The 14,886-nt window shown below is 42.8% G+C and carries 12 protein-coding genes, 2 tRNA genes and 1 pseudogene; 12 read left to right on the plus strand and 3 right to left on the minus strand.

Annotated elements, in window-relative coordinates:
* The 6 genes and pseudogenes from ACWIUE_RS11470 to ACWIUE_RS11495 form a co-directional block, all read left to right on the plus strand.
* Positions 1 to 475: pseudogene (locus ACWIUE_RS11470) on the plus strand (hypothetical protein); the annotation flags it as partial.
* A gap of 10 nt (positions 476 to 485) precedes the next feature.
* Complete coding sequence (locus ACWIUE_RS11475) at positions 486 to 1,613, plus strand: hypothetical protein (RefSeq protein ID WP_454136921.1); 1,128 nt, start codon at positions 486 to 488, stop codon at positions 1,611 to 1,613.
* 266 nt (positions 1,614 to 1,879) lie between these two features.
* A complete protein-coding gene (locus ACWIUE_RS11480) occupies positions 1,880 to 2,194 on the plus strand; it encodes a 4Fe-4S binding protein (RefSeq protein ID WP_454136922.1) in 315 nt (104 codons plus the stop codon).
* Between the two features lie 10 nt (positions 2,195 to 2,204).
* Positions 2,205 to 3,329, plus strand: a complete 1,125-nt coding sequence (locus ACWIUE_RS11485) for a 2-oxoglutarate synthase subunit alpha (RefSeq protein ID WP_454136924.1) — start codon at positions 2,205 to 2,207, stop codon at positions 3,327 to 3,329.
* Positions 3,329 to 4,165, plus strand: coding sequence for a 2-oxoglutarate ferredoxin oxidoreductase subunit beta (locus tag ACWIUE_RS11490; RefSeq protein WP_454136925.1), 837 nt, complete (start codon positions 3,329 to 3,331; stop codon positions 4,163 to 4,165). Before ACWIUE_RS11485 ends, ACWIUE_RS11490 begins: the two co-directional genes overlap by 1 nt.
* Positions 4,162 to 4,707 carry a 2-oxoacid:acceptor oxidoreductase family protein gene (locus ACWIUE_RS11495; protein WP_454136926.1) on the plus strand — a complete coding sequence of 182 codons (546 nt, stop codon included), beginning with the start codon at positions 4,162 to 4,164 and terminating at the stop codon, positions 4,705 to 4,707. The genes ACWIUE_RS11490 and ACWIUE_RS11495 overlap by 4 nt, the downstream gene beginning before the upstream one ends.
* A gap of 218 nt (positions 4,708 to 4,925) precedes the next feature.
* Here ACWIUE_RS11495 and ACWIUE_RS11500 read toward each other — a convergent pair.
* Positions 4,926 to 5,003 (minus strand) — tRNA-Pro (locus tag ACWIUE_RS11500).
* 61 nt (positions 5,004 to 5,064) lie between these two features.
* Between ACWIUE_RS11500 and ACWIUE_RS11505 the strand changes: the two genes are divergently transcribed.
* From ACWIUE_RS11505 to ACWIUE_RS11530, 6 genes are all read left to right on the plus strand, one after another.
* A complete protein-coding gene (locus ACWIUE_RS11505) occupies positions 5,065 to 5,628 on the plus strand; it encodes a ribonuclease HII (RefSeq protein WP_454136927.1) in 564 nt (187 codons plus the stop codon).
* 335 nt (positions 5,629 to 5,963) lie between these two features.
* The gene (locus ACWIUE_RS11510) at positions 5,964 to 12,062 is read left to right on the plus strand and encodes a S6 family peptidase (RefSeq protein ID WP_454136928.1); all 6,099 of its coding nucleotides are present in this window, start codon (positions 5,964 to 5,966) and stop codon (positions 12,060 to 12,062) included.
* A 109-nt stretch (positions 12,063 to 12,171) separates the two neighbouring features.
* On the plus strand, positions 12,172 to 12,474 hold the full coding sequence (locus ACWIUE_RS11515; protein WP_454136929.1) for a hypothetical protein: 303 nt from the start codon (positions 12,172 to 12,174) through the stop codon (positions 12,472 to 12,474).
* 90 nt (positions 12,475 to 12,564) lie between these two features.
* Positions 12,565 to 12,639: transfer RNA gene (locus ACWIUE_RS11520), tRNA-Asn, on the plus strand.
* A 91-nt stretch (positions 12,640 to 12,730) separates the two neighbouring features.
* Positions 12,731 to 12,865, plus strand: a complete 135-nt coding sequence (locus ACWIUE_RS11525; protein ID WP_454136930.1) for a hypothetical protein — start codon at positions 12,731 to 12,733, stop codon at positions 12,863 to 12,865.
* Positions 12,862 to 13,869 (plus strand): aspartate-semialdehyde dehydrogenase, encoded by a 1,008-nt coding sequence (locus tag ACWIUE_RS11530; RefSeq protein WP_454136931.1) that lies wholly within the window; start codon positions 12,862 to 12,864, stop codon positions 13,867 to 13,869. The genes ACWIUE_RS11525 and ACWIUE_RS11530 overlap by 4 nt, the downstream gene beginning before the upstream one ends.
* A gap of 151 nt (positions 13,870 to 14,020) precedes the next feature.
* On the opposite strand, the gene ybeY is transcribed toward ACWIUE_RS11530, so the two are convergent.
* Together ybeY and ACWIUE_RS11540 are read right to left on the minus strand one after the other, a co-directional pair.
* On the minus strand, positions 14,021 to 14,455 hold the full coding sequence (gene ybeY, locus ACWIUE_RS11535) for an rRNA maturation RNase YbeY (RefSeq protein WP_454136932.1): 435 nt from the start codon (positions 14,453 to 14,455) through the stop codon (positions 14,021 to 14,023).
* A 61-nt stretch (positions 14,456 to 14,516) separates the two neighbouring features.
* A partial coding sequence (locus ACWIUE_RS11540; RefSeq protein ID WP_454136933.1) for an ATP-grasp fold amidoligase family protein occupies positions 14,517 to 14,886 on the minus strand: 370 nt, incomplete at its 5' end.

Raw genomic sequence — 14,886 nt, forward strand, 5'->3', positions numbered from 1 at the left:
TGAATCCAAATTCACAAATCTCACCCAAAGCAAAATCTACAAAATCCTTGCGTGGTTTATCACATTTAATTTTGTGAATATCGCGTGGGTATTTTTTCGTGCGGAGAATGTAAGTGGAGCGGTAAATCTACTCAAAGGTATGTTTGGGATTGACACAAAAGAGATACCGCAAAAATGGCATAGCACTTTTAGCGCACTTATCGTGAATGCAAATGAAATGGTGGCGTGGATTATCATCGCACTTCTAATTTGCGTGTGGTGCAGAAATAGCGTTGAAAAAATGCAGAGTTTCACGGCGCAGATTCTGCGAATTTCGCTTTCGCTAAAAATCTATGGTAGGCGATTTCATCTCAAATGTGGCGCGGTATTTGCGCGATTCGCGCTAACTCTTGCGCTATTTTACACGAGCATTTATATCTTGGCGCAGAATCTTTTGAAAAACACCTATTCGCCATTTATTTATTTTCAATTTTAAGGGTAAAGCGATGAAATACAAAATTTACTCCCTTTGCTTTGGGGCAATCTTTGCCTGCGTGGCACTTCCTATGCTTGCGCTAATCGCCTTGCTTTATGTTTATGACCCATTGCAGTTGTTTCATAAACCCATTTTCCGCGCACAGACTTTTCACGGCGATATGCGTATTCAAGCAAGGGGGATAGTTGATTATGTGGAGTTTGATAGCGCGATTGTGGGGAGCTCGATGTTAGAAAACACCTCAATTAGCGAGGCAGAGGCGAAACTCGGCGGAAAATGGGTAAATCTCTCGATGGGCGGGGCGCATCCTGTGGAGCGGGCAGTGCTTTTGGAGTATCTCTTACGCGCTAAAAAACCAAAGCGCATTTTATACTCGCTTGACACGCACTCAATGGTGCTAGATAAAGCGGGAGGACGCGCGATAAAAGAGCAGCTTTATGGCGATAATTTCACTCCAAAAATGCAATTTTATATCGATAAAAGATTTATAAAATGCGCCATCAAATGGAGCAAATCGCCTGAGTGCGTGGGTCACAAAGAAATGCAACAAATCCCAAGTGCCTATATGCAGACTTGCGCCAAAGATGCGGGATTTCTAAATTGGTGTCAAAATGAAAGGGTGATTAAATTTTTACGCAAGGCAGATGAGAAGTGGCAACCAAAAGCATTTAAGGGAAGCATTAAAAATTCGCAGAATCTAATAAATAAATACATTTTGGACTTCGTGCGCGCAAATCCGCACACGGAGTTTCACCTCGCAATCTCGGCGTATAGCACATTTTACTATCGCGTGCGTATCGATGATGGATATGTGCCAAATCCAAAAGAGCATTTTGATAAATGGGGGCAGATTCTGCGCTGGATGGTAAATGAATCGCAGAAATTGCCAAATATGAAAATTTATGGATTTGATGATTTGCCACTCACAGATGATGTGCGAAACTACACCGACCAAGGGCACTACCGCATAGGCACTCCGCTAAATAGCATTGCGCTAGATGCGATGCAAAATGGCGCGCATATTTTAACACCGCAAAATGTGGAGGCGTATTTGAGTGCGTTTGAGCGGAAAGTCCGCAATTACGATATAAAACCGCTTTTTGCGGAATTGAAACGATGGGAGGCGCAAAAACGCTAGATTCTGCGAATTTCGTGCTAGATTCTGCGAAAATTTTGCATTAGATTCTGCGATTCAAGCACATTTCGCAGAATCTACGCCAAAATTTACATTTCGCAGAATCTTTAATAAAATCGCAGAATCTCGCTTCGTAAAATTTCAGATTCTGCGAATCTTGTAAAAAAGTTACATTTGAAATAATTTCTGCGAAAAATTAGCGTATTTAAATGCTAAATTATCATTGCCGTCTTACAATTTGGTTTCATTAAAATTTAAAGGAGAGATAAATGGGAAAGTTGGAATCGCCAAAAGATGTGCCTGTTTGGGTGGATTATAATCGTTGCAAATCCTGCGACATTTGCGTAGAAGTCTGCCCGAGCGGGACACTTGCTATGCGCGTGGAGGTAAATTCGATTCAAGGCAAAATCATTAGCGTGATAAATCCGCAAAGTTGCATTGGGTGCAATTCGTGTGAGTTGTCTTGCCCTGATTTTGCGATTCACGTGGCAGATAGGGCGGATTTTAAATTCGCAAAAATCACACCTGAGGCAAAAGAGATGGCGGCAAAAATCAAAGCAAATCGATATATGGCGTTAGCATAAGGGAGAAATAATGAGAGAAATAATTTCAGAAGGGAATGAATTGGCAGCATTTGCCGCGATTGACGCGGGGTGCAGGTTTTTTGGAGGCTATCCTATCACGCCATCTAGCGAAATCGCGCATAGTATGAGCGTTTTGCTACCAAAAAATGACGGCGTTTTTATACAAATGGAGGACGAAATCGGCGGAATCTCCGTTGCAATAGGCGCGTCTATGGGAGGCGCGAAATCGCTTACGGCAAGTTCAGGTCCGGGCATTTCACTAAAAGCAGAACAAATCGGCTATGCGTTTATGGCGGAAATCCCGCTAGTGATTGTGAATGTAATGCGTGGCGGTCCATCAACGGGATTGCCTACACGCGTAGCACAAGGTGATATAAATCAAGCAAAAGCCCCTTCACACGGCGATTTTCAATCTATCGCGCTTTGTCCGGGCAATTTGAGCGAGGCTTATACGGAGACCGTTCGCGCTTTTAATTTGGCAGAAGAGTTTATGACGCCTGTGTTTATTTTGCTTGATGAGACTTTGGGGCATATGCACGGCAAGGCGGTTTTGCCAGAGCTTAGCGAAGTGCAAAAAAGCATTAAAAATCGCGCAAAATTTAGTGGCGATGCAAAGGATTATCAGCCCTACAAAGTCGGTAGCGATGAACCTGCGATTTTAAATCCATTTTTTAGCGGATATAAATATCACATTACAGGGCTTACGCACGGCTATACGGGCTTCCCAACGGAGGATGAAAAATTAAGCGATGAGCTATTAAAGCGACTTTTCAACAAAATCACCGCACACGAATCTAAAATCATCGATTTTGAAGAATATTTGGTAGATGACGCGGAGATTTTAATCATCGCTTATGGTTCTGTATCGCTTTCAGCAAAAGATGCAATCAACGAAATGCGCAAAAATGGGCTAAAAGTCGGGCTTTTTCGCCCAAAAACGATTTGGCCCTCACCTGAATCCAAACTCAAAGAATTAGCAAAGCGATTTGACAAAATCCTAGTCGTAGAGCTAAATTTAGGGCAGTATGTGAGAGAAATCGAGCGCGTAATGAAAAAGGACATCGAATTTTTTGGCAAGGCAAATGGCAGAGCAATCTCTCCAAATGAAATCATACAAAAAGTAAGGGGGCTATGATGGCATACAATTACGATACATATTTACGAATGGACAAAATGCCCACGCTTTGGTGCTGGGGCTGTGGCGATGGCGTGATTTTAAAAACGGTGATTCGCGCTATTGAGAGCGTGGGCTGGGATATGAATGATGTTTGTGTGGTAAGTGGGATTGGTTGCAGTGGGCGATTTTCATCTTACCTTAACTGCAACACCGTGCATACGACACACGGGCGGACTTTGGCGTATGCCACAGGCATAAAGCTGACAAATCCAAAAAAGCACATTATCGTAATCTCAGGCGATGGCGATGGTATGGCAATCGGTGGAAATCACACGATTCACGCGTGTAGGCGCAATATTGACATAAAATACATTTTGGTAAATAACTTTATCTATGGGCTTACAAACTCACAGACTTCGCCCACAACGCCACGCGATTTTTGGACGGTAACGGCGCAATATGGCAATATTGATTATTCGTTTGACCCGTGCAAACTTGCAGACGCAGCGGGGGCTAGTTTTGTGGCGCGTGGTAGCGTAACCAAACCGCAAAATTTGGAGAAGTTGCTTGTGGCTGGATTTAAGCATAAAGGTTTTAGCTTTTTTGACATTCATAGCAACTGCCACGTGAATTTGGGACGCAAAAATAAAATGGGCGAAGCGATTGATATGCTAAATTGGATAGATTCGCGCCTAATTAGCAAGGCAAAATACGATGAATTGCCCGAATCTGAGCGCGAGGATAAATTTGTAACGGGCATTTTAAAAGAGGACAATAGCAAAGAGGAATACTGCGAGGCGTATTTTGGCAAAGTCGTTGCAAAGGCAAAAGCAAAAGCGGGAGGTGCGAAATGACACAGCTTCGATTCACAGGCGTGGGCGGACAGGGCGTCCTTTTGGCAGGGGAGATTTTGGCAGAGGCAAAAATCAAAGACAAAGGCTTTGGCGTGAAAGCCGCCACCTACACAAGCCAAGTGCGCGGCGGTCCCACAAAGGTGGATATTTTGCTAGACAATGATGAGATTCTCTACCCCTACGCGCAAAAAATCGACTTTATGCTCTCAACCGCGCAGATTAGCTACAATCAATTCAAAGTCGATTTAAAAGACGGCGCGATTGTCGTAGTCGAATCAAACCTTGTGCGCCCAAGCGATGAGGATTTGCAAAAATATCAAATCTACTCAATCCCAATCATTAGCATTGCAAAGGACGAAGTGGGCAATCAAGTTACGCAATCTGTCGTGGCTTTGGCAATCACTGTTGCGCTCACAAAGTGCGTGAATCGCGATATAGTTTATGAAACGATGCTAAGCAAAGTCCCCGCAAAAGTGGCAGAAGTGAATAAAAAGGCTTATGAATTAGGCGAAAAATATGCGATGAGCGCGAAAAAAATGTAGGATAATTTATAGATTCTGCGAATTAAGATTCTGCGATTTTCGTGTGATTTTCGTGCAAGATTCTGCGATTTTCTGCTTTTCGCAGAATCTAATAAAAAAATCCAAATATCGCAGAATCTTGCGCGATTTAGTTCCACATAAAGACTAATTAAGACTAATTTTAAAGTTATTTCACAAAAATATGAAAGATTTTGAGAATAGCAAAAATTGCTTTAAAATGGTCGGAGTAGCGGGATTCAAACCCACGACCTCACCCACCCCAAGGGTGCGCGCTAATCAGGCTGCGCTATACTCCGCATTTGAAATTTAAAGCGCGGAATTATATCATAGCGCAAAATTTTTTTCAAGGCATTTTTTATGGAGATTTGCGGGATTGATGAAGCGGGGCGTGGGTGCATTGCTGGGAGTTTGTTTGTGTGTGGCGTGGTGTGCGATGAAGCGATTTTGCGCGAAATTGCGGGACTAAATGACAGCAAAAAGATTGTCCGCAAAAAAAGAGATGAGATTTATAAAATCGCATTATCGTGGCAAATCCCGCATTTTGTGGCGAAGTTTAGCGCGAAATCTATCGATGAGAAGGGCATTAGCAAATGTATCGCAAATGCTTTGACGCAAATAATGGCAAATCTCCCCGCACAAAAATATATCTTTGATGGCAATACGAGCTTTGGAGTAAAGGGCGTAGAGTGCGCCATCAAGGGCGATAGCAAGATTCCACAAATCTCACTTGCAAGTATCATCGCAAAATCTTTGAAAGACAAAGAATGCGATGAATTACACAAAATCTACCCGCAGTGGGGCTTTGAAGCGCACAAAGGCTATGGGACAAAAGAGCATATTGAAACGATAAAAGCGCACGGATTTAGCGCGGTGCATAGGCGAAGTTTTAAAATCAAAGAGTTAGATTCTGCGCTATTTTAGGGGTAAATTCGCAGAATCTAGCGTGTTTTTCGCAGAATCTAATATTTTTTTCGCATCGCGTGTTTTTCGCAGAATCTAAAAATTATAAATTCGCAGAATCTGCCTTTAAATTGTCATTACGAGACTTGCTTGCAAGTCGTGGCAATCTAATCAAAATTCATAGATTGCTTCGCTCCCCCCCCCCCGCAAAGACGAAATGATGGCAATTCGCAGAATCTAGCGTGTTTTTCGCAGAATCTACTTCTTGTTAATAATTTTTATTAAATTTTTATGTTACACTTCGTCACAAAATTATAGAGTGCAAGAAATTTAGCAAGGTTGAAAAGAGGTTGAAAATGTGTATTTTGCCCCCCCCCAATTTGATTTTACGCATTTTGCACGAGTTGCGCGGGTTAAATTTGCGTGAATTGAGTTTGCGCGGGTTAAATTTGCGCGAATTTAGTTTGCGCGGGTTTGCTTTGCCTAAAATTTTGCGTCCATTTATGCTTCGTAGATTCGCCTTAATCGCGCTATTTTGCACCACGCTAAACGCACAGAGCATAAATATTAGCAATTTTTACTACCGCGATTATTTGGATTTTGGGCAAAATAAGGGCGTTTTCAAAGAAGCAAATGGCAAAGTAGAAATCACAGGCAAAAATGGCGCAACACTCACAATCCCAAATGTGCCAAATTTTTATGCGTCAAGTAACTACGGCTCGATTACAAGCATAGGGCGCGGATTTGTGGTTACGGCAAATCACGTGAGCAATTTTGCAGGCGATTCTACCACTCGCACATTTGGACTTACAAACTACACTCTTGCAAAAGAGGATTTGGACTATCAAGCAGATTTGCCCGATAGCATTTCGCTACCTTATGGGCGAGATGAGAAATTTGCACGATTCAATAAATATATTGTCGAGGGACAAATAGAAATGCTAAATATTGAAAATAGTATAGACAAAGATAAATACAAAGAAAAAGAAAAAGAATTAACCAAAAAAGAAGAAACAAACCAAAAAGCATTCAACGAAATCATAGGCAAATTAGCAGACAACACTAGCAATAAAGTTTATATTTATCAAGCAGGTAGCGGGACTATGGCATTGCGAGATAGTAAAAATCCTATAAGAAGTCAAGATTTGCCTAATGATGGTTCTATGAAAGGCGGTGGATTTGGATATATCCCTTTGAGCGAAAAGGGCAATTATGGAGTATATTATGGTTTAGTAGAAGGATACGCATATAGAAATGTAGAAGGCATTACTTTAAGTTACAATGTAAATGGCGATGAAAATTTCAACAATCGAATCACAACAGGCGATAGCGGGAGCGGACTTTATGCCTATGATTCGACAAATCAAAAGTGGGTTTTGGTAGGCGTGACTTCACGGGCTACAATGAAAGATGGTGAGCCTAGTAGAGCAGAAAATAATGCAGAAGTATCATTTGTTTCAAAGCAAGATTTGCAAGATTATCAAAAGAAATTTGAACAACCAATCAATCTAAAAATATCCGAGCAAGATATTTGGAAATTAAATGGTGATAATTTAAAATATGATAGGCGGGGCGATACGCCAAATCAAAATCATACGCTAGGACGCCACAAAGATATTATTTTCAGCGGTGGGGGCACGATTGAAGCAGAAAAAGATATCGATAGAACAATAAGCGGCAATTCAGGTGGATTTGTCTTTGCAGATTCTGCGAGTGCGACTTCGTATAAATTCACAAACAAAAATGGGCAAACCTACTCATTCAAAGGTTCAGGATTAGACATAGGCGAAAATAACTCTGTCGAGTGGCACTTAACCACGCAAAGTGGCGATAATCTCCACAAAATAGGCAAGGGCGACCTTGTGGTAAAAAGCAAAAGCGATGGCGGACTAAAAATCGGCGAGGGCAAAGTCGTGCTAGATGGCGATGGCAAGGCATTTAAGGGCATTTATATCACTAGCGGACGAGGCAGTTTAGAAGTCAAAAATATGCTAGCACTTGGCGCAGAATCTAGCGTAGATTCAGCGCAAAAGGGGCGAAGTGCGAGTGCCACGCAAACTTTCACTTTAAAGCAAGATAAAAATGATGATATGGGATTTTACTTTGGCACGGGTGGGGGGACGCTCGATTTAGGTGGCAATAATCTTGTGCTAAATACGATTGCCGCAAATGATAAAAATGCGGTGATTACGAATTCAAAAGGCAATGCGACTTTGACGATTGAGGGCTATGGGTATAAAGAAACTAGCGATGAAGCGCAAAAAAGCGAAAATGGTAAAAAAGATAGCACAAAGGCAAACACCATAATCCACGCAAGTATCGGCGAAGTATCCCCATCCCTTGCGAGTGGTAAATCAACTAAATCTCCCTCCCTTGCGGAGGGGGACAAAGGGGGTGGGTTGAATCCAGCAAATATCGACATTTCTTACACAGGCAATCGCACAGCGCAAACGCAAACACAAACGCAAAGTAAGCGAAATGTAAGTGACAAATCTACATTCTCCCCCACCTTTGCAAGTGGTGCTTCTATTCTCTCCCCCTCCCTTGCGAGTGGTGATTCTTTAAAACTCTCCCCCTCCCTTGCGGAGGGGGATTTAGGGGGTGGGTTTAACGCGCAAAATATTAGTAGCGCACAATTTTCAAATAGCGAATCTACCCACCCCCTAGCCCCCTCCGCAAGGGAGGGGGGACAAAGCGATTCAACCTCCGCAAGGGAGGGGGGATTTTTGGATTCAGCCTCCGCAAGGGAGGGGGGACAAATTGATTCAATCTCCGCAAGGGAGGGGGGACAAAGCGATTCAACCTCCGCAATAAATAGCGTTGCTTTGCAATCTCGCTCTACCACAAGCGCCCACGAAGCGCATTTGATTTTTGATGGTAATATAAATACAAGTGGCAAACTAACCGCCACAAACGCAAATATCGCACTTCAAGGGCACGCCACCGCCCACGCGATTGTAAGCGATGAAAATCTCCGCACACTCATCGAAAATGCCGAAAAAGGCACACAAAAACCAATGCCCGATTATATGGATTTAAGCAAACCATCGACTTTGAATCAGCCCGATTGGGATAATCGCACCTTTAAATTTGGCACGGATGGCATTGTGCTAGATAACTCAAATCTTACGCTTGGGCGAAATGCCACGCTTGAATCAGATATCACGGCGAGTAATAATTCTAAAATCACATTTGGTTCGAATGTGACGCACTTTATCGATAACAAAGACGGCGCAAATATCACAGGCAGTGGATTTTCTTATTATCAAGTGGTAGAGAGTGGCAATTTGGATGGCGAAGCACTCAAAGGCGCAGATGATAGCATAACCTACAAAGGCAAAATCACCGCAAATGGCGGAGCGATTCAATCGAAAATCCTTGATTTTAATGCAAGTTTGGATTTAAAAGATTCAGCGAAATTAGAAGCGGATTATTTGACGATAAATGACAAAAGCACGATAAAATTGTCGAATGGGGCAAGTGCGAAAATTAAAACGCTAAAATTAGATAACATAAGCAATGCAAATTTAAGCACGATTTTTAGCAACGGCAATAACAATCCAAAACTCAAAGTTACCGAGCGAGTGTGGTTTGAAAATACGAGCGATTTAACTTTATCGCAATTAGATTCAGCGAATATCAAAGCGACAAATTATGATATTTGGGCGACAAAATCAAGTGTGAATGACACCACAAAAGAAGTAACCGCGAATATTTCGCTATTTGAAGAGTCGAACTTTTCGCTAAAAAGTGTTTCGCTTGGCACAAGCGGTGCTACAAAAGGCAAAAGCGGTGCAGAATCTACGCAAAAAAACAGCATTTATTTGCAAGGCAACACGGGCGAGAATTTCACAAAACTAAATGTGGGCGAGAAAATCACCGCGACAAGTTTAGATTCAGCAAAAATCGAGTTGCGTGGCAAAAGCGAGATTAGCGCAAAAAGCATTGAGTTTGATAGCGTAAAAGATGCAAAACTTATTTTAGATAAAGAAGCGAAATTAACGGGCGAAAGTGGCAAAAATGCAAATATCGAAGTAAAAGGCACGGATTCAAAATTAAATATTTATTTAGACGGCGAAAAGAAATTTGATTTAAACGCGCAAGGCGGGAGTAAAGTAACGCTAGGATTGATTGAAAATGCTTCGTCATTGCGAGCGAGCGAAGCGAGCGTGGCAATCCAAAGCGCAGAATCTGCCAAAAACACAAATGCGACTTTCAGCGGTAAAATCACGGCAAAAGATTCAAGCATTATCACAACCGCGCTTGATTCAATCACCGCAAGTGTGGATTTGCAAGGTAGCGCGAGTCTCATCGCAAAAAATATCAATTTGGACGCCACACATAGTAGCATTTCGCTCAAAGGCAGTGCGAATTTAACGGCAGAGAAAATCACCGCAAATAATGTCGGCACTCTAACTTTGACAAATGATAACAGCGCAACGGCGAATGTAGATGAGTTTATTTTCAGCGGTGGCACTACGAATCTCACAGGCGATAAACTCATCGGCAAGAAAATCACGCTAAAAAATTCAAGCATTGTGAAAAAAAGTGGCGATTTGAAGTTTAGCGCGGATACGAGCATTGTGACGATGGATAGCACTTCAAAATTAGAAGTTAGCAATCTAAAAGTAGAGAGTGGCAATCTAACGCTGAATTTTAATGATTCAACGAAAAATGCGGATAAACTCGCCAAAATCGAAGTTAGTGGCGGGAGCGTGGCGATAATAAATGAATGGGACTTTGGCAATAAAACGGCATTTTCTAGCAATGGTGGCGATGGCAAAATCCAATTTCAAAATGCAAAATATGCGAGTAATGGGAGCGGTGCGAAAAGCATTAGCGCAAATTCTACGATAAATTGGGCATTAGAGCTCTCAAATGTCGGCAAAACAACCGCCACTCCGTCATTGCGAACGAGCGAAGCGAAAAATCTCATTGCAACCACGCAAGGCGCAAGAGATTCTTCGCCTTCGGCTCAGAATGACAATAAGTTTGAATCCCTAAAATTTAGCGGTAAAAATCTCACGCTCGGCGCAGATTCCACCATAAAAGTCACATTTGATTCAAGCGTAACAAAAGACAGCGTGACGCTAGGGCAATATTATACGCTAATAAGTAGTGGCGGGATTAGCGATAATCGCGCAAATAAAATCATCGACTTTAATTTTAGCGGTAGCGAAAAACTCTTTGTAACGGGCAAAATCTTCGATGGCAAGGACTTGAAAATCAAATTTACGCAAGATGACCCAAAATCTTTTAGCGAGTTGGTGCAACAAATCGAAGGCAAATACAGCGCGGTGCTACAAGCGCTCACATCGGCAAATCCAAACGATAGCGCAATCGAACTCTCCGCAAATACCGATGATTATACCGCGCTAAATGCGAGACTTCAAAGCATAGATTCTGCGCTAAATGAAATCGCGCAGGGCAATAAAACCCTGCAAACGCGAAATCTACTCTTTTCAAACGAGCAAACGATAAACACGCGCATTTCGCAAGTGCGCCTAAATCTCGCGCAACGCAAGAAACCGCTCTATTTCGCGCAAAGCGACACACTCTATCGCCTACAAAAATTGCAAAATAGCGCGGTTGCAAGCGATGCGATGCCGTCATTTAGGCAAAATGCTGAATCTAAAAATGCTGAATCTAATTTGCCAAATAGCGCGTGGGCGAGTGTGGGTGGCGGATATTTCGGCGGTGGCACGAAAATGGGATTTGGCGCGACAAATGTGGGGTATGATAGGATTATCAATGCTGAAAATGCCGATGTGATGGTGGGTGCGATGCTTGGCGTGGGCGGATATAAGGCAGGGAGCGAGAGTGGGAGCGACTCTGCGACATTTTACAATGCGGGGATTTATCTACACTCAATTTTTGATGTGCGGGGCGGGAGCTACGGCGGGCACGAGATTTTAGGGAGTTTGAACTTTTCATTTAGCGATGTGAAAAAGTCTTTTAGCACCGCGCAAAACGCAGAATCTACCGCACTTGGCGCAAATATCACAGCGCAGTATAAATATAATTTTATCATTAGCGATAGCGAAAAAATCACCCACGCACTCAAACCAATCGCCCTGCTGTCCTTTGGATACAACTATAATGGCGCGTGGAGTAGCGCACAATACGAGCAAGGCGCATATCACAGCACGACATTTGCCTACGGCGCGGGTGTGGAGTATAATGCGGTGATGAGTGAGAGCTTTTACAGCGTTCAACTCGCGCTAAAAGATAATCTCGCGATGAGCGGTGGCGTGGTCGGCGTCACGCTAAAAGGCGCGAAAAATTTCATCGGGTATAGCGTGGAGAGTGCGCCTAGACTTAGCTTTGAGCTAAATATGATAGGTTCGCACAAGCTCACAAACGCGCTTTATTTGCAATATGGTATCGCGCTTATGGCAGACACTGGGGCAAATTACGGCGCAAAAGGCGATGTAAAAGTGGGGTATAAGTTTTGAGAAAATTGTGAATGGTGCAAGAAATTCGCAGAATCTAGGGCGAAAATCGCAGAATCTAATTTAGTGCGAAAACGCAGAATCTGCCCCCACTTCGTCGTTGCGAGGCAGTGTGAGCGTAGCGAATACAACGAAGCAATCCAAAAAAAATAAAATGGATTGCCACGATTTTGCTACGCAAAATCTCGCAATGACGGGAAATAGCAAATTAGATTCTGCGTTTCACGCGAAAATCGCAGAATCTGCCACAAATTCGCAGAATCTAAAAAGAGATTCTTCGCTTCGTGCTTCGACTTCGCGCGAGAATGACAAAATAGATTGCCACGATTCTGCTTCGCAGAATCTCGCAATGACGGAGAGCAATACAGATTCTGCGATTTGCACCAATTTCGCAGAATCTCACGCAAAATCGTAGAATCCAAAATCGTAGAATCTCGCCCTAGATTCTGCGAATAATCATTGACTTTTAAAAAAATTTAGATATAATTGCGCTTTTTTAATTCATTCCGGATTAGCTCAGCGGTAGAGTAGGTGGCTGTTAACCACTTGGTCGCAGGTTCGAATCCTGCATCCGGAGCCACAAAATCCACTAACTTAAATCAAATTTCTAAATCTTAAAATAAAATATGCTACAATCGCAACCTTAATTATTAAAAGCAAATTCTAGTATTGTGAGCGAAAAATCGGGGTTGCGAAGTTGTGAGCGAGAAAATAGAACTAATGGTTCATTGACGAAGCGAATAACAAGTCTCCACGATTTATCGCCACAAGACGAATTTGCCACTTTTGAAAAGGTTTCAAAATGAAAGAATACACAATAGGCATTGTCGGCGCAAGTGGCGCAGTAGGCGAAGAAATCGCAAAAGTTTTAGAAGAGCAAAATTTCCCTGTGAAAAAATTAGTCCCCCTAGCAAGTTCGCGAAGTGCGGGGAAAACTATGCGATTTAGGGGCAAAGACTACACGATACAAGAATGCACCGATGAGGTTTTCGCAAAAGAGGGCGTAGAAATCGCATTTTTTTCCGCAGGTGGAAGCGTGAGTGAGCGATTTGCACAAAGCGCAGTCAATGCAAATGCCATTGTCATCGACAATACGAGCTTTTTTAGAATGCAAGATGATGTCCCGCTAGTCGTCCCCGAAGTCAATAGCGATGATATTTTCACGCACAAGGGCATTATCGCAAATCCAAACTGCTCAACTATCCAAATGGTGCAGGTTTTAGCACCTTTGCATAAGGCTTTTGGCATAAGGCGCGTTGATGTAGCGACTTATCAAGCTGTAAGTGGCGCGGGTAAAAAGGGTATGGAGGCGTTGTTGCGCGAGACAAAAGAGCAGATTGATGGCAAAAATGCGGAGCATAAAAGTAGCGTTTTTCCTTACAGCATTGCGTTTAATCTATTTCCGCACATTGATATTTTTTTGGAAAATGACTATACCAAAGAGGAAGTCAAAATGATAAAAGAAACCCAAAAGATAATGCACAGCGACTTTGCGGTGAGTGCGACTTGCGTGAGAGTGCCTGTGTCGCGCTCTCATAGCGAGGCGATTACTATCACGCTTGAACGCGAAATTAGCGCAGATGAGGCGCGAGCGGTGCTTGAAAACGCTGAAAATATCAAGGTGATTGATGATGTGAAAAATCTAAAATATCCTATGCCGATTGTGGCGTCAAATACGGACAGCACTTTTGTGGGGCGGATTCGCGTGGATTGCTTTGATAAGAAAATATTGCATTTATTTTGCGTGGCAGACCAGATTCGCGTGGGAGCGGCGACAAATGCCGTGCGAATCGCACAAAAACTACTATAACGCATTGTCTTTTGGCGATAAATCGGGGAGACTAGTTGTTCGCTTCGTTGATGAACCATTAGTTCTATCGCCTCGCTCACAACTGCGCAACCCCGATTTCTCATCCAAAATACTTCTGCGTGGGGCGTTTTTTTGTTAGATTCTGCGAATTTTACGCATTTCGCTCAATTAGCGAGGTTATCCCAAATTTTTGCAAAATCTCATTTTCCTTCGCGCGGTGCTCGCCATCATCGCACTCGTGGTTATATCCCAAAAGGTGCAAAAGCCCGTGAGTGAATAAAATCGCTAGTTCGGTTTGGAGCGAGTGCTTGTGCGAAACTGCGCTAGATTCTGCGCTGTGAAGCGAGATTGCAATGCTTCCAAGTGGTAAATTCGCAGAATCTGCCCCCTTTAAATCTAATGGAAAAGACAGCACATCAGTTGCATAATCGCGCCCCAAAAACTCCGCATTTAAGCCGCGAATCTCATCATCGCTTACCAAAAGTAGCTCAATATCGCCATTTGTTACGCTTTGTGCGATAGATTTAAGCAAATCCAAAATCTCGCTATTTATTTCAAAATCCGTGCGATTGTCAAAAAGTATCATTTTGCGCGCCTGTTGTTAAATTTAGCGCAATTTTACACTAGATTCTGCGAAAATTGGGCATTTATTGCCAAAACTCGCCCAATTTTTTATCCCAACTTTTTGGATTCCACTTGATTGTCCCGCCATTTGGCGTCCAAGTGAGTTCGCCCACAAATAATTTTCCATCCACTTCATACAAATCTACGCGTGTAAAATTCCGCGCCAAACTGCGCGCCACCGCCTTCATTAGCGCAAAATTACGCGGTTTTGTAATGGCGTCATTTAGCAAGGGAATTTTGTAGGTAAAGTCACAAAAACGCCAATTTTTATCATAAAAATACCAATATTTGCCATAATCAAATTGTATGAAAATCTCGCCATTTGCGAAAGTAAAGAAGCGATAATCCTGCGGTGGCGTGTAGGTCGAAAGCGGCAGATTCTGCGAAATGCCT

This window comes from Helicobacter sp. 23-1045 (assembly GCF_053654655.1).